Annotated in this window: 17 protein-coding genes; 6 read left to right on the forward strand and 11 right to left on the reverse strand. The window is 48.5% G+C overall.

Annotation, left to right across the window (positions count from 1 at the left end; all coding sequences use genetic code 11):
- Window positions 1-25: 25 nt before the first annotated feature.
- Entirely contained in the window at window positions 26-2,098 is a 2,073-nt protein-coding gene (gene glgX / locus CBE68_RS15615; protein WP_087507033.1) for a glycogen debranching protein GlgX, read from the forward strand.
- Between the two features lie 42 nt (window positions 2,099-2,140).
- Here the strand turns inward: glgX and glnG are convergent, their stop codons facing one another.
- From glnG to glnA, 4 genes are all read right to left on the reverse strand, one after another.
- Complete coding sequence (gene glnG / locus CBE68_RS15620; RefSeq protein WP_087507034.1) at window positions 2,141-3,583, reverse strand: nitrogen regulation protein NR(I); 1,443 nt, start codon at window positions 3,581-3,583, stop codon at window positions 2,141-2,143.
- Between the two features lie 7 nt (window positions 3,584-3,590).
- On the reverse strand, window positions 3,591-4,667 hold the full coding sequence (gene glnL / locus CBE68_RS15625; RefSeq protein WP_087507035.1) for a nitrogen regulation protein NR(II): 1,077 nt from the start codon (window positions 4,665-4,667) through the stop codon (window positions 3,591-3,593).
- A gap of 202 nt (window positions 4,668-4,869) precedes the next feature.
- Window positions 4,870-5,421, reverse strand: coding sequence for a DUF4124 domain-containing protein (locus tag CBE68_RS15630; protein WP_087507036.1), 552 nt, complete (start codon window positions 5,419-5,421; stop codon window positions 4,870-4,872).
- Window positions 5,422-5,514: 93 nt separating this feature from the next.
- Window positions 5,515-6,924, reverse strand: coding sequence for a glutamate--ammonia ligase (glnA, locus tag CBE68_RS15635; RefSeq protein WP_087507037.1), 1,410 nt, complete (start codon window positions 6,922-6,924; stop codon window positions 5,515-5,517).
- A gap of 478 nt (window positions 6,925-7,402) precedes the next feature.
- On the opposite strand from glnA, the gene typA reads away from it, so the two are divergent.
- Window positions 7,403-9,217, forward strand: a complete 1,815-nt coding sequence (gene typA / locus CBE68_RS15640; protein WP_087507038.1) for a translational GTPase TypA — start codon at window positions 7,403-7,405, stop codon at window positions 9,215-9,217.
- Between the two features lie 48 nt (window positions 9,218-9,265).
- Here the strand turns inward: typA and CBE68_RS15645 are convergent, their stop codons facing one another.
- The 5 genes from CBE68_RS15645 to CBE68_RS15665 all read right to left on the reverse strand — a co-directional run bounded on the left by CBE68_RS15645 (window position 9,266) and on the right by CBE68_RS15665 (window position 11,761).
- Window positions 9,266-9,802, reverse strand: a complete 537-nt coding sequence (locus CBE68_RS15645; RefSeq protein WP_158100635.1) for an energy transducer TonB — start codon at window positions 9,800-9,802, stop codon at window positions 9,266-9,268.
- Between the two features lie 93 nt (window positions 9,803-9,895).
- Window positions 9,896-10,108: a helix-turn-helix domain-containing protein gene (locus tag CBE68_RS15650; RefSeq protein WP_087507040.1), complete on the reverse strand. Its 213-nt coding sequence runs from the start codon at window positions 10,106-10,108 to the stop codon at window positions 9,896-9,898.
- A gap of 9 nt (window positions 10,109-10,117) precedes the next feature.
- Complete coding sequence (locus CBE68_RS15655; protein ID WP_087507041.1) at window positions 10,118-10,666, reverse strand: hypothetical protein; 549 nt, start codon at window positions 10,664-10,666, stop codon at window positions 10,118-10,120.
- Between the two features lie 222 nt (window positions 10,667-10,888).
- Complete coding sequence (locus tag CBE68_RS15660; protein WP_087507042.1) at window positions 10,889-11,527, reverse strand: DUF2959 domain-containing protein; 639 nt, start codon at window positions 11,525-11,527, stop codon at window positions 10,889-10,891.
- A gap of 3 nt (window positions 11,528-11,530) precedes the next feature.
- Window positions 11,531-11,761, reverse strand: a complete 231-nt coding sequence (locus CBE68_RS15665) for a hypothetical protein (protein ID WP_087507043.1) — start codon at window positions 11,759-11,761, stop codon at window positions 11,531-11,533.
- A gap of 123 nt (window positions 11,762-11,884) precedes the next feature.
- Here CBE68_RS15665 and CBE68_RS15670 point away from each other — a divergent pair, with 123 nt between their 5' ends.
- A complete protein-coding gene (locus CBE68_RS15670) occupies window positions 11,885-12,757 on the forward strand; it encodes a virulence factor BrkB family protein (protein ID WP_087507044.1) in 873 nt (290 codons plus the stop codon).
- Complete coding sequence (gene dtd, locus CBE68_RS15675) at window positions 12,754-13,188, forward strand: D-aminoacyl-tRNA deacylase (RefSeq protein ID WP_087507045.1); 435 nt, start codon at window positions 12,754-12,756, stop codon at window positions 13,186-13,188. Before CBE68_RS15670 ends, dtd begins: the two co-directional genes overlap by 4 nt.
- On the opposite strand, the gene CBE68_RS15680 is transcribed toward dtd, so the two are convergent.
- On the reverse strand, window positions 13,185-13,862 hold the full coding sequence (locus tag CBE68_RS15680; protein ID WP_087507046.1) for a spermidine synthase: 678 nt from the start codon (window positions 13,860-13,862) through the stop codon (window positions 13,185-13,187). The two genes, dtd and CBE68_RS15680, sit on opposite strands and share 4 nt — an antisense overlap.
- Window positions 13,863-13,910: 48 nt before the next feature.
- Between CBE68_RS15680 and CBE68_RS15685 the strand changes: the two genes are divergently transcribed.
- Window positions 13,911-14,864, forward strand: a complete 954-nt coding sequence (locus CBE68_RS15685) for a bifunctional GNAT family N-acetyltransferase/hotdog fold thioesterase (RefSeq protein ID WP_087507047.1) — start codon at window positions 13,911-13,913, stop codon at window positions 14,862-14,864.
- Window positions 14,865-15,016: 152 nt separating this feature from the next.
- Window positions 15,017-15,652, forward strand: coding sequence for a hypothetical protein (locus CBE68_RS15690; RefSeq protein ID WP_143824593.1), 636 nt, complete (start codon window positions 15,017-15,019; stop codon window positions 15,650-15,652).
- A gap of 758 nt (window positions 15,653-16,410) precedes the next feature.
- On the opposite strand, the gene recG is transcribed toward CBE68_RS15690, so the two are convergent.
- Complete coding sequence (recG, locus tag CBE68_RS15695; protein WP_087507049.1) at window positions 16,411-18,495, reverse strand: ATP-dependent DNA helicase RecG; 2,085 nt, start codon at window positions 18,493-18,495, stop codon at window positions 16,411-16,413.
- Window positions 18,496-18,540: the final 45 nt, after the last annotated feature.

Below are 18,540 nucleotides of genomic sequence, written 5' to 3' on the forward strand. Positions count from 1 at the left end.
CTATATTTTTCAAAGAGCAGGATTTATGAAGCGAGTTCTGGGTGCAGGCCGTACTTACCCGCTGGGAGCTTCCTTTCTCAATGGTGGCGTTAATTTTTGTCTTTTTTCTCGTCTAGCAACTTCCGTCGAACTATTACTGTTTGACCATGTCGATGATGACGATCCTGAAGCCATCGAGCTGACTGACTTATACAACCATAGCGGCCATTACTGGCACATCTGGCTTGAGGGAATCAAACCAGGGCAACTTTATGGTTATCGAGTGTATGGCCCTTATGTCCCGGAGAAGGGGCTGTATTACGACGGCAGTAAGGTGCTGCTTGACCCTTATGCCCAAAGTGTTTGTCGACCTGAAAAATACTGCCGAGCCATGGCAACAGAATATGGCGTCGATAATGTTGGTCACAGCTTCCTTGGAGCGGTTGTTGACCATAAGGGCTTTGATTGGCAGGAGACCAGCCCAATTGCTCGGCCTTTATCTGAAACTGTCATTTATGAAATGCACGTTAAAGGCTTTACTGCCAATCCAAATTCTGGCGTTGCACCCGAGCGACGTGGCACATACCTCGGGGTGATTGACAAAATCCCTTACTTGAAAGAACTGGGGGTCACTGCCATTGAGCTGATGCCAATCCACCAGTTTGATCCGCAAGATGTGCCGCCCAATAGTCCTGCAAACTACTGGGGCTATAGCCCGATCAATTTCTTTGCGCCTCATTCTGATTATGCTGTCGACAAATCGCCGCTTGGCCCAGTCAACGAGTTTCGGCAAATGGTTCGCGCGCTGCACAAAGCCGGCATCGAGGTCTATTTGGATGTGGTCTACAACCATACCGCCGAAGGGGGCGCAGATGGTCCGATCCTAAGCTTTAAAGGGCTCGACAACGACACCTATTACATTCTCGATCAGCACGATCAATTCACTAATTACAGTGGCTGTGGCAACACTTTTAACGCCAATCACTCTGTTGTTCGGCGGATGATTCGTCATTCGTTACGCTACTGGGTGCAGCAAATGCATGTCGACGGATTTCGCTTTGATTTGGCGTCGGTACTGTCGCGTGATGAATCCGGTATGCCGATGGCAAGCCCACCGATTTTATGGTCCATTGATACCGATCCGGTTTTGGCACAAACCAAAATTATTGCCGAAGCATGGGATGCTGCAGGCTTGTATCAGGTCGGCAACTTCATTGGTGATCGCTGGCAGGAGTGGAATGGTAAATATCGCGATGATGTTCGCGCGTTTGTTAAAGGCGACAAAGGCAAGATTAGTGCGATGACCAATCGTTTGATCGGTAGTCCTGATGTGTATTTGCACCACAATTCATCGCCTCACCGCAGTATCAACTTTATTACTGCCCATGATGGCTTCACCTTACATGATTTAGTGAGCTACAACGACAAGCACAATGAAGCCAACGGTGAGAGTAACCGCGATGGCGACAATCACAATAGCAGTTGGAATTGTGGTGTTGAAGGACCTACTGATGATGCCGAAATCAATGCGTTAAGGCAGCGCCAGATGAAGAATTTCATCACCGTCCTGTTGTGCTCGTTCGGCACCCCAATGATTAATATGGGAGATGAAGTGGCGCGTTCGCAACAAGGCAACAACAATGCCTACTGCCAAGACAATGAGTTGAGCTGGTTCAATTGGGATGATGTCGAGAAAAATGCCGATTTACTGCGCTTTACTCAAAGTATGATCCGGTTACGTTTGCTCAACGCTGGTTTGAATCAGCAGTTGCATCAATCGTTGGCGGAGATGTTGAGTAGCGCCAACTTAGAGTGGCATGGCACTGATTTGAATCAGCCAGATTGGTCCGATCATTCACGTTCAATTGCCCTGAAAATGAAGGCACCACATTCTGATGAAACCATTTATTTTGCCATTAATGCCTACCATCAGCCGCTGACGTTTGAATTACCGCAGGTTGAGGATTCGCATTGGTACCGAGTGGTGGATACATCATTACCAAGCCCCGATGATTACGTTGAACTAGGTTATGCGCCAGCTTTAACGGTCAACAGCTATCAGTTGCAGTCGCGCTCAGTGCTGTTGCTGTGGGCGCGTAAGGGGTCTGACTTCAGTTAGCAATAAGCCACTTGTGCCTAGCGCAAGTGGCTTACTAGTCTATTACATATCCAGTTCTTTCAACTTCCGGGTCAGGGTGTTTCTTCCCCACCCTAAGCGTCGCGCGGCTTCTTGTTTATGGCCGCCAGTATGGTTTAACGCACAGCGCAGCATCACCCGCTCGAACTCGGATGTTGCTTCTTCCAGAATATTGCTGCGGCCCGCTGCCAATTGACCATCGGCCCAGTGTTGTAGCAGTTGTTGCCACTGTTGAGCGGTGGCTTCTTGCGGTACGCCTGCTTCGCCCGGCTCAGTGCTAGTGGTGGATAGTGGCTCGTTGAGCAGCTCTGGCGGTAAATCAGCGACCAATACTTCCTGGCTGCTTGCCATCACGGTCAACCAGCGGCAGGTATTCTCAAGTTGGCGAACGTTACCTGGCCAAGGCAGTTGCGATAAATATAATTCGGTGTCTGGGTGAAGCGCTTTGGCTTCGACACCAAGATCTTTCGCCGCTCGTTGGAGGAAATGTTGTGCCAGCTGAGGAATATCGGTGCGGCGCTCGGCCAATGCGGGCAAATGCACTCGAATGACATTTAAGCGGTGAAACAAATCTTCACGGAATTTGTTTTCTTGTACCAGTTTCTCAAGATTCTGGTGGGTTGCAGCAATAATCCGAACATCGACTGAGATCGGAGCATGACCGCCAACTCGATAGAACTGGCCATCCGATAATACTCGCAACAAGCGAGTTTGAACTTCCATTGGCATGTCGCCGATTTCATCGAGAAACAGGGTGCCGCCATCGGCCTGTTCAAAGCGACCATGACGAGGACCCGCGGCGCCGGTAAATGCCCCTTTTTCATGGCCAAACAACTCGGATTCAATCAAGTCCTGCGGGATCGCCGCCATGTTTAAGGCAATAAACGGGTTAGCAGCGCGCGGCGAATGTTTGTGCAAGGCACCGGCAACTAGCTCTTTACCAGTACCTGAGCCGCCGTTGATAAGAACGCTAATTGACGAGCGAGAGAGGCGTCCAATGGCGCGAAACACTTCCTGCATTGCCGGCGCTTCACCAATGATCTCAGGTGTTTCGATTTGGCCATGGGTTTGCTCAATGGCTGAGTTGCGAGCCTGCTCATTGGCGTGGGTTAGAGCCCTGTTCACCAAAGTCACAGCATCATCAACATCAAATGGTTTCGGCAAATATTCAAATGCGCCGCTTTGGAAAGCAGTCACGGCGCTATCTAAATCAGAGTGAGCCGTCATAATAACCACCGGCATTTCTGGGTATTGCTCTTTCACCTGCTTGAGCATTTCCAGTCCGTCCATACCTTCCATACGGACGTCAGAAATCATTACTTGCGGGCGTGTCCGGCTCAGTTCATCGAGCACATCCTCGGCACTGGCAAAACTCTGGTTACTGATGTTGGCGGCACTTAATGCGCGCTCTAATACCCAACGAATTGAGCTGTCATCGTCAACAATCCATACTGAGGAATTTCTCATGCCGCTATTAATCCTTGCGTATCGGTAATGTCATTTTAAATTCGGTATGTCCCGGCCAGCTGCTGCAGTCAATTCGACCATTGTGTTGCGCTGCTAGGGTCTGAGCAATTGATAAGCCAAGTCCGGTACCAGATTGCTTGCCAGAAACCATGGGATAAAAAATCGTGTCTTGCAGTTCTAATGGAACACCCGGGCCATCGTCGACAATGGAGACTTCGACGGCGAGTCGATAGCGCACACCTTTGAGTGTGACTTGGTTGGCGATGCGAGTGGACATGGTGATGGTGCCCTCGCCTTCGAGTGCTTCGACAGCGTTTTTAACGATGTTCAGAATTGCTTGTTGCATTTGCTCCGGATCCATCGGGAACTCGGGAATGCTAGGGTCATAATCTGGGATAATGGCAAGGTCTTCGGACTTCTCCATGCTCACCAGTTGTCGGACTGTTTCCAGTACCTTATGAATATTGTGTTCGGCTCGCTCGCCGGGCCGTTGTGGCCCTAATAGACGATCAACTAAGTTTCTCAATCGATCCGCTTGCTCGATAATGATGCGGGTAAATTCGCTGAGCTCGTTGTTAACCAGCTCTTTTTGCAATAGCTGTGCTGCGCCACGTAGGCCGCCAAGCGGGTTTTTAATTTCATGAGCCAAGCTTCTGACTAAGTCGCGAGCTGCAGTTTGTTGCGCCGATTGGATGACTTCTTGGCTGATCCGCCGCTGCTGGTCGACGCGCCGTAACTCCATTAAGGCGTATATTTGATCGCCAATAATCATCGGCGACACTGCGATATCAGCCAATAAAGGCTCGGCATCGGTCGGCACCAGTGATACTTCTGAATCGGTAAAGCCTTGGGATTTTGTGAACACGGCTTGTAGCAAATCTGATTGCAGTGAGGAGTGTTCGAATAGAGTGGAGTACTTTTCGCCAATTAGGCGGTGAGCACTTTGTGCCAGTGTTTGCTCTCCTGCTGCATTGATGTAGCGGATTAGTAAGCGCTGATCGAGCAGCAGCACTGCCGTCGACAAGTGCTCCAGCAACGTTTCGGAGAGGCCCGGTATTATTTGTTGTGTTGAGTCGCTAATCATAATGCTGCTTGTAGCTACTTACCTGAATAATATGTATGCACCAACGTTGAGCTTTTGTAGTTTGCTCAACCTTACTCTAACATGGTTTGCACAGTATTGGTGCGGTAGGTGTTGTCGGATCCCGACGAACTCCCGAAATTTGTTCGAAATATATAGACAGCAAAAATTATGCCTAATCTTGGGGCGTTATCTTGGAACAAACTTAGTTGGTAGGGGCTGGAACAGTGGGGCTGTTTTTAGGGTGCAACTTTGAAGGGCGGTGCATATGAATTTGAATGGCCTGCGAAGCAGACAAAACTGAACCTTGGTGATTAACCAACTGCAACTGCAGTTGATGAGTACCGCGCTCAACACCAGTCAATACGAAGGTTGTCGCAGTCTGTGGCTCGCCTTGTACTTGGCCATCCATGAGCAACTGCAACCGCTGGGTGACACCAGCTGGAATTGTTAGTTCGGCAGAGATCATGAGATTGCCCTCGGCACTGCGGATTGTCGCATCGTCAGACGGATCAATAATGGCGACAGTTGGTTGTGGGTGCGCCGGCTTCTCTGGCTGTGGTTGATATGAATTACCTGCTGACTGACTATCAGCGACGTTTTGTACACGGGCTCTGAGATCAATAGCGTCTGCACCAGGGCGGGGCATGTCGGAATAGACAACGTTGCCGTTCTCATCAGTCCAGCTATAGATGGTGGCGTGGCTTGTCAGTGCCGAGCTAGCTAAGAGGCAACAAACAACAACGACTGATTTCATGTTAACGCCTGCACAACAAACACTGAGCTCAGTATAAAAAAAAGCCCGTGCAATGCACGGGCTTTGTTCACAGTTCGTACCAGACTTTTGGTCTTATACGCTGTAGTACATTTCGAACTCAACTGGGTGAGTTGTCATGTTAAGGCGCTCAACTTCTGCAGATTTCAGCTCGATGTACGCATCGATCATGTCATTTGAGAATACGTCGCCAGCGTTCAAGAATTCGCGGTCTGCGTCCAGAGAAGCCAGTGCTTCTTCCAGAGAAGATGCAACTTGTGGGATTGCTGCCGCTTCTTCAGCTGGCAGATCGTACAAGTCTTTGTCCATCGCATCGCCTGGGTGGATCTTGTTTTGGATGCCATCAAGGCCAGCCATCAACATTGCAGCGAACGCCAAGTATGGGTTAGCTGTTGGATCCGGGAAACGTACCTCGATACGACGAGCCTTCGGAGAAGGAACGAATGGGATACGGATAGAAGCAGAACGGTTACGAGCAGAGTAAGCCAGCATTACTGGGGCTTCGAAGCCTGGGACCAAACGCTTGTAAGAGTTGGTAGAAGCGTTCGCAAAAGCGTTAATTGCTTTAGCGTGCTTGATGATACCGCCAATGTAGAACAATGCAGTCTCAGACAACCCGCCGTACTTGTCGCCAGAGAAGGTGTTTTCGCCTTCTTTATAGATAGACTGGTGACAGTGCATACCAGAACCGTTGTCGCCAACCAGAGGCTTAGGCATGAAGGTTGCTGATTTGCCATAGGCGTGAGCTACGTTGTGGACAACATACTTGTACACTTGGATTTCATCAGCTTTCTTAACCAAGCTGTTGAAAAGAGTGGCGATTTCGTTCTGACCAGAAGTCGCAACTTCGTGGTGGTGCGCTTCAACAGTCAAGCCCATCTCTTCCATGATCATGCACATGGCGTGACGGATGTTGTAGCCAGAATCGACAGGTGGTACTGGGAAGTAACCGCCTTTAACACCTGGACGGTGACCCAAGTTACCTTCTGGGTATTCTTTATCGCTGTTCCAACCAGCTTCTTCTGAATCTACTTTGTAGCTTGCGCCTGACATGTCAGAGCTGAAGCGTACGTCGTCAAACATGAAGAATTCTGGCTCTGGACCGAAGTAAGATGCATCACCGATACCGGTAGACTTCAGGTACTCTTCTGCGCGCTTGGCAACAGAACGTGGATCGCGGTCGTAGCCTTGCATAGTTGAAGGCTCAAGGATGTCACAGCGAACAATCAAAGTTGCTTCGTCTGAGAACGGGTCAAGCAGCGCAGTGCTTGGGTCTGGCATCAAAATCATGTCTGATTCGTTAATGCCTTTCCAGCCAGCGATGGAAGAACCATCGAACATTTTGCCGTCTTCGAAGAAGTCTTCGTCAACCTGGTGAGATGGAATTGTTACGTGCTGCTCTTTACCTTTTGTGTCGGTGAAGCGCAGGTCAACAAATTTAATTTCTTCAGTTTTTAGCTGATTTAGTACGTTTTCTACGGACATCCTTTAAATACCTCCGATTTCCTTACTAGGAAATTCTGGTCAATCCACGTTGTTGTTTTGAAACTTGGTCCGACTCCGAAGCGAATTATGTGCCAAAATGGACATTTTGTTTTATAACAATTAGTTGTCAAAATTAATGCAACAAAACCATGCTTTGAGAGTGGACAAAAAGAACTAAAATGGTGCGTAATGCACAAAGATGGTGCCTGAGCTAGCGGCTGTCCATATGAGTGCAAAGCGCCCTTACTTTTACAGCAATCTCAGTTTTTCGGAGTGATCTAGATCGCACTATCGTCACTACGCCAAAAACACTTCCGATCGATCAAGATCACAAAGACCGAGCAATCGGCTCTTTTTTGTGCATAATACGCACCCAAAGACGAGGCATAACTATGATTATGTCGTTAATCGCTACTGGCAAGAGCCGCGTAATCGTTCGCCTCGCCAGCACTTGCTGAGATGACAGAGTAAAAAGCACATGCAAACCAAACAAATTCGCAATATCGCGATCATTGCCCACGTTGACCATGGTAAGACCACCTTAGTTGACAAGTTGCTCCAACAATCAGGCACGTTGGATGTGCGCGCCGATGCAGGCGAGCGCGTCATGGATTCCAACGATCTGGAAAAAGAACGCGGTATCACCATTTTGGCGAAGAACACCGCCATTGAATGGAATGGTTATCACGTCAACATCGTCGATACTCCGGGCCACGCCGATTTCGGTGGTGAGGTTGAGCGAGTGATGTCGATGGTTGATTGCGTGCTGCTGTTGGTTGATGCCGTTGATGGCCCAATGCCGCAAACTCGCTTCGTGACCCAAAAAGCGTTCGCTCGGGGTCTCAAGCCGATTGTTGTTATTAATAAGGTTGATAAGCCTGGTGCGCGCCCTGACTGGGTGATGGACCAAGTATTTGATTTGTTCGACAACCTCGATGCGACTGATGAACAACTGGATTTCATCACTGTTTATGCTTCTGCCATCAATGGTTGGGCGACGTTGGATATGGATCAAGAGTCGGATTCAATGGAGCCACTGTTCCAAGCGATTATCGACAATGTTGAGCCGCCAGAGGCCGATGCTGCCGGTCCACTGCAAATGCAAATCTCTCAGTTGGATTACAGCTCTTATGTTGGCGTCATCGGTATCGGTCGTATCAAGCGTGGTACTGCCAAAGTTAACCAGCAAGTCACTATCGTCGGTGCCAACGGTAAAACTCGCAACGGCAAAGTAGGCCAAGTATTGGGCTACCTAGGCTTGGAGCGTCACCAAGTGAATGAAGCCCATGCTGGCGACATTATCGCTATTACTGGCCTCGGTGAGCTTAAGATCTCCGACACCATTTGCGATCAAAATGCCGTTGAAGCATTACCGGCGCTTAGCGTTGATGAGCCAACCGTAACCATGACCTTCCAGGTCAACACCTCGCCGTTTGCCGGTAAAGAAGGTAAGTACGTTACCTCGCGCAATATCCTAGAGCGTTTGGAACAAGAGTTGGTTCACAACGTCGCGTTGCGCGTAGAAGAGACCGATGATCCGGATAAATTCCGCGTTTCTGGTCGTGGTGAACTGCACTTGGGTATTCTGATCGAAAACATGCGTCGCGAAGGCTTTGAGCTGGCGGTATCGCGCCCAGAAGTGATCATCAAAGAAGAAAATGGTGAGAAACTTGAGCCTTATGAAACGCTGACTGTTGATATTGAAGACGAGCACCAAGGCTCAGTGATGGAGCAGCTTGGCTTGCGTAAAGCCGAGATGAGCAACATGACGCCAGATGGCAAAGGTCGTGTCCGCCTTGACTTTATGATCCCTAGCCGGGGTTTGATTGGCTTCCAAACAGACTTCATGACCATGACTTCTGGTTCTGGTTTGCTGTACCACACCTTTGATCACTACGGTCCGTATAAAGGTGGCATCATTGGTCAGCGCAACAATGGTGTGTTGATCTCCAACGCAACCGGTAAAGCCTTGACTTACGCTTTGTTCAACTTGCAAGAGCGTGGCAAGTTGTTCGCCAAGCACGCCGATGAAGTATACGAAGGTCAGATTATCGGTATTCACAGCCGTGACAACGATTTAACGGTTAACTGTTTGAAAGGTAAACAATTGACCAACGTTCGTGCGTCAGGTACGGATGACGCCCAAGTGTTGACGCCGCCAGTGGTATACACGTTGGAACAAGCGCTAGAGTTCATCAATGATGACGAGCTCGTGGAAGTGACGCCAGAGAGTATTCGCATTCGTAAGAAACTACTCACTGAAAGCGATCGTAAGCGCGCAGGCCGAGTGTAAGTCTTAGCCAAAGAATCAAAAAAGGGGCCTCTGAGCCCCTTTTTTTATTCACTGGTTCAAATCGAAATCGAGACGAACTTTCAAACCTTGTTGGATAACGCTTTTACCATCAACAAGCTTGGGCCGATACTTCCATTTTTTTAGTGCTCGCATCGCGGCTCGCTCAAAAGCTCGCTTTGGCTGAGATTCAATAACTTCAATATCGCCTGTGCTGCCATCGGCCAAAATACTAAATTGCATGATCACATAGCCGGTGATTCCGGCTGTCGCTTGTTTTATTGGATATTTCGGCTCTACTCTTACGATGGGTCTCGCATCACCGTCACTCGGAGCAGATGGCGCCGGTATGCCACCATTGTTGATTGACACTTGTGGTAGTTGAGGAGCATTTATCGCCAAGGTGGGCGTTGAATCGGTGGGATCGATTGGGTGAGCGAATTCTGGTGGAGGAGTAACTGGCTTCACCTCTGGAGGCATTTGTTTTTCGTTTGGCTTGGTTACTTTGGGCTTTGAAACTGGATCGATAACTGGTGTTGGTTGTGGTGTGTATTCGGGCCTTTCGTTGTTGTCAACCAAATAAGACATGAAGACAAACAATCCAAAGGTTACTAAACCGCCTAAAACTAAAGATATCGCTAATCTGAACATAGAGTTAATCTCCAAGCCTGCAGGTTTGATTCATTCATCTTCAGCTTGAAATTCGAGCAGATCTCCTGGCGTACAGTCGAGCGCCGCACAGATCTTTTCAAGGGTTTCAAACCGTATTGCTTTTGCTTTTCCTGACTTCAATACTGATAAATTTTGCGGTGTGATACCGATAATCTCTGCCAACTGATTCGAACGCATTTTTCTCTTTGCCAGCATTACATCGAGATTTACAACAATGGGCATTAGCAGGTCCTAAATCGTCATTTCGTTTTCAATCAGCAACGCGTGGCCGTATTCAAGGATCCATACACCGACCCACACCACACCGAGCAGGATTGCATCCTGAAAATACGTGTTACTGGCATACGCTTTCAGTGCTTCAGATTGGGTGGGTAGCGCGATAACTAGATCGCTAACAACGACCAACAGGAACGTTGAACTGAAGGTCCATGCTAAGTACTTGGCTGAGCGAATTGCTTGGCTGCTAAAAACGCCAGTTTGATAAAAACACCGGAACAAACAATAGAGCCGGTAAAAACAAGCGGTCACTAATGTCAGCAGCAAGCTGATTGAAATCAGTAGACTGACTTGTTGCATCTGAGATAGGCCGTTGAAGTCAACAGAAACGTGGTCGAAGTAGCTTTGCAGATCCGCAGTTGATGACGATATGTGGATGACTGTGATCGTTGCGCAAAGAGCAGCAAGTACACCGGTGAGCCCTGTGCCCCAAATAGCAAGCAGCGATACCAAGCGACTTACGCGCTGGATTTTCAAGCGTTGTCTGTCTGAAAGTGTCGTCATGACTTACTCCAAGTCGATCCTTTATGATTTCAATATAGCGCTGGAGAAATGTATTGCAACAATTAATTATCGTTAAACGATAATTAATTGTTGTTTTACTAATATTCTTTGAATCTTCAGAGAGTAAATTAACGTGTCTAATGAGTATCACTGGATATGGAGTATTAAAAAGGGAGCATAGAGCTCCCTTCATCGGTGGGGTAATAGTCGTCGATAACTCGGTTAATTCCCGCGCAAGTTCTCGATGAACTCGTTGGAGCTATTTATTGATGCGTTCATTTCCGCTATCAGCGCATCAATGTCACTTTTGATCGACTTATATTCCTGATCGAGCGAACCGATGGCCGCGGCGTTCAAGTTATGTTTGAGATACAGCATATTGTCTTTCAACGCAGTGAGCACCGGATCCATCTTCGCCTCGGCGCGACGCATGGAGCGAATCAAGCTCTTGTAGTTGCGCTCGGTAGCTTTGAGTTTGCTTGCGCTATCTCGGCGTAAGCGATCATTGCTAATTTGATCCAATTCTTCTTGCCACTCGTCAAACAGCGCATCAGCGACACTCTCAACGTCATCTATGCGCTTGCTGACTTGCTCTGCCGATGCCGCGCTATCGTCATAGGCATCGCTGACCGACTCATACATGCGTTGCAAATCGCCACCGTCAAAATTGGTCAGTGCTTGAAACTGTTCCAACGCTGACTGGAATTCTTGCTGTGCATCTGACTGAGCGTCACGCGCCTCTTCCACGCGATCGACCATGATGTCACGTTTGTGAACACCAACCGATTCCATGGCCGAGTAGTAGGTGCTTTCGCACCCGACGAGTAAAAGCGCGCTGGCTACCAACAGGGCCTTGTACATGAATTATCCTCCGGCCGGGCCTTTGTATTTTGCTGCATCGACGATACACCAAATATAGACAATAGGGACTAATAGCCAACCGACCGCAATGATCACTAACCCCCAAGAAATGGCCATACCGACAAAAAATAGAATGGCTGGAAGTATCCGGCCTTGCACCAATTGCCCTAAACCGGGAATAAAGAAACTGCACAATGCCGCAACGACATTACCACCTGAGCCTTGACCTGCCATGTTGTTTTTCCTTCCTTCTTTAAATGACTTTGGTTAGCTTAACCTGAATTGGCAGTGACGCAAAAGCAACTGAATTGTTACTATTTTTGCAGATGTTTCAGACATACCGAGTTGAGACCCACGATGAGCGCGTTTAAGCAGATAGATCAGCGAAAAATATTCCAGCATTTTGTCCACGTTGGTCAGCGGACGTTGGATGTACTGAAGCACTTTTTCCAGCGCTGTAGTGCCGATCAGGTGTCAATCACTGCCGGCCATTTAGCTTATGTCACTTTGTTATCACTAGTGCCTATGATTGCAGTGTCATTTGCCATGTTCTCAGCCTTCCCTGTGTTTGAGGAGCTACGCGGGGAAATCGAAGCGTTTGTTTACGAGAACTTTGTGCCGACGGCGAGTGAGGTGGTGTCGCAGTACATGAATGACTTCGTTAACAATGCCTCGAAAGCAACCTCCATTGGTATTCTGGCCTTGGTATTCGTGGCATTTATGTTGATGTCAGCAATCGATACCGCGCTTAATCGGATTTGGCGGGTCAAACAAAAGCGACGTTTGGTGATGTCGCTATCGATTTACTGGATGGTACTGACTCTAGGGCCAATCCTCGCCAGTGTTAGCTTGGCAGCGACGTCATACCTGGTCAGCTTAAACGTCATGGAAGATGTTAGCTGGTTGAAAACACAGATGCTCAAAGTACTGCCGTTCGTGCTATCAACGCTTATTTTTATGTTGTTGTATTTGTTAGTGCCGAACAAGGATGTGAAGTGGAAGCATGGCCTTTACGGGGCGTTGTTGACTGCTTTTCTGTTTGAAGTTGGTAAGCGTGGCTTTGCTTTGTATATCGCTCACTTTGCATCTTATCAGGCTATCTATGGCGCTTTAGCCGCCGTTCCCATTATCTTTGTTTGGGTTTATGTGTCTTGGTACATCGTCCTTCTGGGCGCAGAATTTACTGCCACATTGGGCGAACGGGCAGAACAAGAGGAAGTCACAGAGTGATTGCATTAATTCAGCGAGTGCAACATGCACAAGTGGTCGTTGAGGGGCAGGTGGTTGGACAAATTGATGCGGGCCTACTGATTTTCCTTGGCGTTGAAAAGACTGACGATGAAGCCAAAGCAAAGCGTTTGGCTGAGCGAGTTTGCAACTACCGCGTATTCGAAGATGAGCAAGGCAAGATGAATTTGAACCTCCAGCAAGCTGGCGGCTCGGCACTGGTGGTGTCGCAATTTACCTTGCCCGCAGATACTCGAAAGGGTAACCGGCCGAGCTTCTCATCAGCCGCATCAGGCGAATTTGCCAATGATTTGTACCAGAAGTTTGCTAACGCTTGCGGCGAGCGAGTCCCCACAGAAACCGGCCAGTTCGCTGCAGACATGAAAGTCTCCTTGCTTAACGATGGCCCAGTCACATTCTGGTTACAGATTTAATTCGTTTCTGGCTCGGAAACAACCAGCATGTTGAGGTGGTTGGGAATTTGGATCCAGCCCAGTGGCACACTTAGAATTGCTCGCATCAGGTCGGTAACCCGCAGCCATTCTTGTTCGTCTTTGGGGATCAGGTTGACTGCAACGGTTGGGTTGGGCGCCAACACGCGCTCCACCTCTAACCAGAAGTAGCGATCTGATAGAAACTCTGGCAGCCCTTCGTCGGTACAAATATCAATAATTAGGCCATTCACTGAGTTGTCATCAAAGCGCGTAATAATGCGCTCAGCGCGCTCCAAAATTGACTTGTTATTGGATTGCTGCGGGGCAAAGTGTTCGCGGAACAGCTCCAAGATCAGTGGATCGATTTCAACTGAAGTAAGTTGCCAGTTGGGGCGGTGGCGGGCAAAGTAGCGTTGCATAGTGCCGCCTCCCAGACCCAACTCCAGTGCCACGCCCGAGCCTTGTGTTGGCGGAAATATTTGACTAATGGCTTGATGCGGGGGCAGGGGCGGAGAAGCAGGTTCATTTAACTTCATCAAACTTTGCATGATCCCGTTAATTTCCAACCAACGATATTGATCGTTTTCCTTAACCTTAATACAGTGGTCACCCTGCCGAACTAAGCGGACAATGCTGCCGTGGCGGGTAACTTCTTGCCAATTGATTGAAGGCATTGGATTTTCCTAACGTTAAACGGTTGAGTGAACCGGAGTATTTGTTGCATGTACAAGGTCATCGAGCCGGTCTCAGAAACAGATTTCGAAAAATACTATCAGTTCCGTTGGGAGCAGCTTCGGGCGCCATTTAATCTACCTAAGGGCTCGGAAAAAGACGAGTATGACCAGTACAGCCAACACCGCATGATACTGGATCGCAAAGGTAATCCGGTAGCCGTTGGCCGACTGTACCAAATCAGTGCCGATGAGGGCCAAATTCGCTATATGGCGGTGTGTGAAAAACATCGCGGTAAAGGCATTGGGTCGAGCATGATTGCTACTCTTGAAGAGCTGGCAAGAGCATGTTCAATCAAGCGTGTAATGATGAACGCGCGCTTGGGGGCGGTGCCGTTTTACCAGAAGAACGGTTATCACGCCGTGGGCGAGGGCCCTACCCACTTTGGCAAAATCAAACATCAGCAGATGCAAAAAGATGTCACCCCGAAATCAACCAATTCCAAGTATGGAGAATGGTGCGACGAGTTGGCTACCATTTGGCGTGAACAAATTCCGCTGACAGCTCAAATGGGCATCTCAGTGGAAGACTACACTGGGGACAACCTTCGCGTGACGGCGCCATCGTCCCCTAATGCTAATCTTCATGGCGGCATGTTTGCGGGGAGTATGTACGCCTTGGGTAGCCTCACGGGCTGGGGCTTACTGTATTTGATGCTGAAAGAGCGAAATATCGCTGCACGTATTATGCTGGTCCACGGTGATATTCGCTACCTCAACTCAGTTGAAGGTGACGCAGCTGCAGAATCAAATAGGAAGCAGATTGGCGGCAGCATTTGGCCTTTGATTCGCGATAAAAAAGTGGTCCTGACCGTCCCTGTTTCCTTGTACTCTGGCAGTCAGTTAGCGGCTGAGTTCACTGGCAAATTTATCTTGTATCCCGAACAAGATAATCCACATGCTGATTCACTCTCTACACCGCAGGGGTCGCTGCCATTTGATTAGTGCTAAAGGCCAACTACACTCAATTGCTATGACGACTTGAGTGAGTAAAGCCTGTGTGGACAAGGACTTATTGGGCTGCTAAAGGACTGATTCTAGCTTTTTGTTTGAATGTAGTGAGTGCATGGGGCAATCAGGCTGCAATTGAACATAGCATGCTGATGATTGATGAGGTGGAGTTACACCGTTGGTCATTCGACCGAGAACTTATCTCAGACGATCAAACCCGTGTTATTCACCACGAACCAAGGCAGCATCATTACAATGGTTGGAGTCTCATTGCTGTTGACGGCGTGACACCGACTATTGATGAGCAGTGGGCTTTTTTACAGAACTTTGAGTCAGCTCAGCAGCAAACTGAGCAGCGTAATCTTGTCGAGAACCGACTTACTCGCCTGATACAGCCAGCAACGCTTGTGTTGGTGGCACAAACTGAGAGTGCTGCGCACTATCGTTTCAAACCAACTTTACAGAGTTTTTTGGCAGAATCTCAGCGCCATTTGGAAGGTGAGTTGTGGTTTGATGTGAAGCATCAGCACATTTACCGGGTGATGATCAAGTCCGCCGCTCCACTTGAAAGCAAAGCAGGTGTGACCTTTCCCTACTTCAATTTGGAGTTATCATTTGTCAGAGAGAAGGGTTTTGTTTTGCCGGAGCTCGTCAAAATGCGCTTTGGTGGTCAAGTCAATGGCCTTAATGTTTTTGCTCAAAACACAGTTCAACACTATAAAAACTATCACTTAGTGTTCCCTCCGCCTTCCTATGCTGAGCGACAAGAGAACGCAAAATAGCCTATTAATGTAATTTAATTACACTTTTAAGTTGAAATAAATGTGATCAACCTCAAATAAATTCTTGATCTATTGGTTTTGTGTAATATACTTACACCCGTAAGTTAAAAAACAGGAGAGAAAAGAGATGAATATATTTGGTGTTAAAGGTAGCTACAGTGTTGGTCGTTCTGGTCGTAGCCGTCGTCGTAGCCAAGCTCTTCGCAACGATGCATAAGTTACAAAAGAAAGCCCAGAATCCAACTTAATAGCCTCGATTTAATCGGGGCTTTTTATTGCCTCAATTTTGACCTTCCGTAGCGACCTCTAAAAACTAGGCTGAAGCTAATCTAGTTTAACGTTTTTAATTAAAGTATTGTTTTAATTGGATTATTTAAATTTTTCTCAGTGTTTTTGTTAGGTGATCTATCTCTCGTTTTTATTAATTTTTAATTAAAATAAAAAAAGTGTGATTTAGTTCAAAAAAATCTGTTCATTTTTAGAAATTGGTGTATATTTAAGTTGTCACTTAAAACAAACCACAGGAGAGACAATATGAATATCTTCGGCGTAAAAGGTAGCTACAGCGTAGGTCGCACTGGCCGTAGCCGTCGTCGCAGTCAAGCTCTTCGCAACGATGCCTAATTATCATCATTGCAAGACCTCACCAAAGTAAAAGCCTCGATAAAATCGAGGCTTTTTTTATGCATAAAGAAAACCGACCCCCTTTGGAACTGCCAAGCTCAGTTTGGCTCTCGCTAAGTGATTGCCTGTTTGCTTTAAGCTGATCCAAATTGGCTGCGGCCAGCCATCCAACGATCGATCAGCGGTTGGATCCGCTGCGGATGTTGTTGATGGAGCTGATTAGCAAGCTCATGAATCAGTGGTAGCAAATGTTGATCACGAATTAGGTCGGCAATTTTTAGATCGGCCAAGCCGGTTTGCTTGGTACCTAAGATTTCACCGGGGCCACGGATTTCAAGATCGCGCTGCGCAATTACAAAGCCATCATTGGAATCGCGAAGTACTCCAAGGCGTTTGGTTGCTGTTTTGGATAGTGGCGCTTTGTAAAGCAGCACGCAGTGACTAGCGACTGAGCCCCGTCCCACGCGGCCGCGTAACTGATGCAGCTGTGCTAAACCCAAGCGCTCAGGATTCTCAATCACCATTAAACTGGCATTGGGCACATCGACACCCACTTCAATGACAGTTGTTGCCACTAACAGATCCAGTTCGCCAGCTTTAAAACTAGCCATTACTTGCTGCTTTTCCGCAGCCTTCATCCGGCCATGGACCAAACCAATGCGTAATTCAGGTAAATGCTCTGTGAGCACTGCTTGGGTATCTTCGGCGGCCTGCGCTTCAAGTACTTCCGACTCTTCAATCAGGGTGCAAACCCAATAAACCTGGCGCTTGTCGTTAATACAAGCGGAGCGAACTCGTTCTAACACTTGCTCTCGGCGAGTATCAGGTAGCGCAACCGTTGTTACCGGCGTTCGGCCTGGTGGCAGCTCATCAATCACTGACGTGTCTAAGTCGGCATAGGCGGTCATCGCCAGCGTCCTTGGGATCGGAGTGGCTGTCATGATCAGCTGATGTGGGGTGAATCCTTCGGTCGCGCCTTTCTCACGCAGTGTTAATCGCTGATGAACGCCAAAACGATGCTGCTCGTCGATGATCACCAAGGCCAATTTGGCAAAGCTGACTTGATCCTGAAAGAGCGCATGAGTGCCAACAATCATTTGGCCATTGCCATTGGCTATGTCATCTAGTGCTTGTTGCCGTTGTTTACCTTTGGTCTTGCCCGCCAACCACACCACCGAGATACCGAGGGGTTCGAGCCAATTACTAAAATTGGCTGCATGCTGTTCGGCTAATAACTCAGTGGGTGCCATTAATGCCACTTGATAGCCGTGCCCGATCACTGATAGCGCTGCGAGTACCGCAACCAACGTTTTACCCGAGCCAACATCGCCCTGTACTAGCCGCATCATGGCCTGCGGTTTGGCTAAATCAGCTTGGATCTCCTGCACCACACGTTGCTGGGCTTTGGTTGGCGCAAACGGCAAGGTGCTCAGTAATTGTTGTTGCAGCTGGGGCTGCGCCGTTAGTGCTGGCGCCGCGATTTGCTGTTGTTGCAGCCTGAGTTGCTGCATGCTGAGGTTGTGGGCCAACAATTCTTCGATGATCAGGCGCTGCTGAGCAGGATGCTCGCCCTCAGCTAGCATTGAAGCAGAGACGTCAGCTCCGGGTCGGTGCAGCAGGGCAATGGCATCGTTTAATGCGATCTGGCTTTGATACAGGCCATCAGGCATTAACTCCGGCAATGGGTGGCGTCTGAGCATTTGCAGAGCTTGCTCGGTCAAACCGCGCAAACTGGCTTGGCGCACGCCTTCCGTGGTGGGATAGACCGGTGTGAGGGTTTCTTCCACCTGCGGCGGTTCGTCAAGGTTATCGCTAATTTTATATTCGGGATGAACGATTTCAGGTCCGTTCGGACCGCGTTTGACCTCACCAAAACAACGGATTTGCTTGCCGATGATAAAGCCGTTTTTCTGACTGGCGCTAAAGCTAAAAAAGCGCAGGGTTAAGCTACCGGTGCCATCACTTACGCGAACCACTAGCATGCGGCGTCGGCCGAATTTTATGTCACATGAGAGAATTTCACCGATGACGGTGCCGGTTTGATTGGGTAATAGATCGTCAATAGCAAAAACGCGGGTACGGTCCTCGTATCGCAAAGGCAGGTGATAGAGCAGATCCTGAACCGATACCAAGCTAATTTTGGCAAGTTTCGCCGCAAGGCTTTTGCCGACGCCCTTTAAGTCGGTCAGTGGTAGCTTGGCAAGTGTATGAGCAGACAAGCCTTTATCTCACTATGACAATGGATAACGCTCAGTGTACTGGAT

Origin of the sequence: Neiella marina, assembly GCF_002165625.1 — a bacterium.
Taxonomy (GTDB): Bacteria; Pseudomonadota; Gammaproteobacteria; order Enterobacterales; family Neiellaceae; genus Neiella; species Neiella marina.

Excerpts from the sequence above, each read along its gene's own strand:
- glgX (WP_087507033.1), top strand. The coding sequence starts at position 26 with ATGAAGCGAGTTCTGGGTGCAGGCCGTACTTACCCGCTGGGAGCTTCC.
- glnG (WP_087507034.1), bottom strand. The coding sequence starts at position 3,583 with ATGAGAAATTCCTCAGTATGGATTGTTGACGATGACAGCTCAATTCGT.
- glnL (WP_087507035.1), bottom strand. The coding sequence starts at position 4,667 with ATGATTAGCGACTCAACACAACAAATAATACCGGGCCTCTCCGAAACG.
- CBE68_RS15630 (WP_087507036.1), bottom strand. The coding sequence starts at position 5,421 with ATGAAATCAGTCGTTGTTGTTTGTTGCCTCTTAGCTAGCTCGGCACTG.
- glnA (WP_087507037.1), bottom strand. The coding sequence starts at position 6,924 with ATGTCCGTAGAAAACGTACTAAATCAGCTAAAAACTGAAGAAATTAAA.
- typA (WP_087507038.1), top strand. The coding sequence starts at position 7,403 with ATGCAAACCAAACAAATTCGCAATATCGCGATCATTGCCCACGTTGAC.
- CBE68_RS15645 (WP_158100635.1), bottom strand. The coding sequence starts at position 9,802 with ATGTCTTATTTGGTTGACAACAACGAAAGGCCCGAATACACACCACAA.
- CBE68_RS15650 (WP_087507040.1), bottom strand. The coding sequence starts at position 10,108 with ATGCCCATTGTTGTAAATCTCGATGTAATGCTGGCAAAGAGAAAAATG.
- CBE68_RS15655 (WP_087507041.1), bottom strand. The coding sequence starts at position 10,666 with ATGACGACACTTTCAGACAGACAACGCTTGAAAATCCAGCGCGTAAGT.
- CBE68_RS15660 (WP_087507042.1), bottom strand. The coding sequence starts at position 11,527 with ATGTACAAGGCCCTGTTGGTAGCCAGCGCGCTTTTACTCGTCGGGTGC.
- CBE68_RS15665 (WP_087507043.1), bottom strand. The coding sequence starts at position 11,761 with ATGGCAGGTCAAGGCTCAGGTGGTAATGTCGTTGCGGCATTGTGCAGT.
- CBE68_RS15670 (WP_087507044.1), top strand. The coding sequence starts at position 11,885 with ATGAGCGCGTTTAAGCAGATAGATCAGCGAAAAATATTCCAGCATTTT.
- CBE68_RS15680 (WP_087507046.1), bottom strand. The coding sequence starts at position 13,862 with ATGCCTTCAATCAATTGGCAAGAAGTTACCCGCCACGGCAGCATTGTC.
- CBE68_RS15685 (WP_087507047.1), top strand. The coding sequence starts at position 13,911 with ATGTACAAGGTCATCGAGCCGGTCTCAGAAACAGATTTCGAAAAATAC.
- CBE68_RS15690 (WP_143824593.1), top strand. The coding sequence starts at position 15,017 with ATGCTGATGATTGATGAGGTGGAGTTACACCGTTGGTCATTCGACCGA.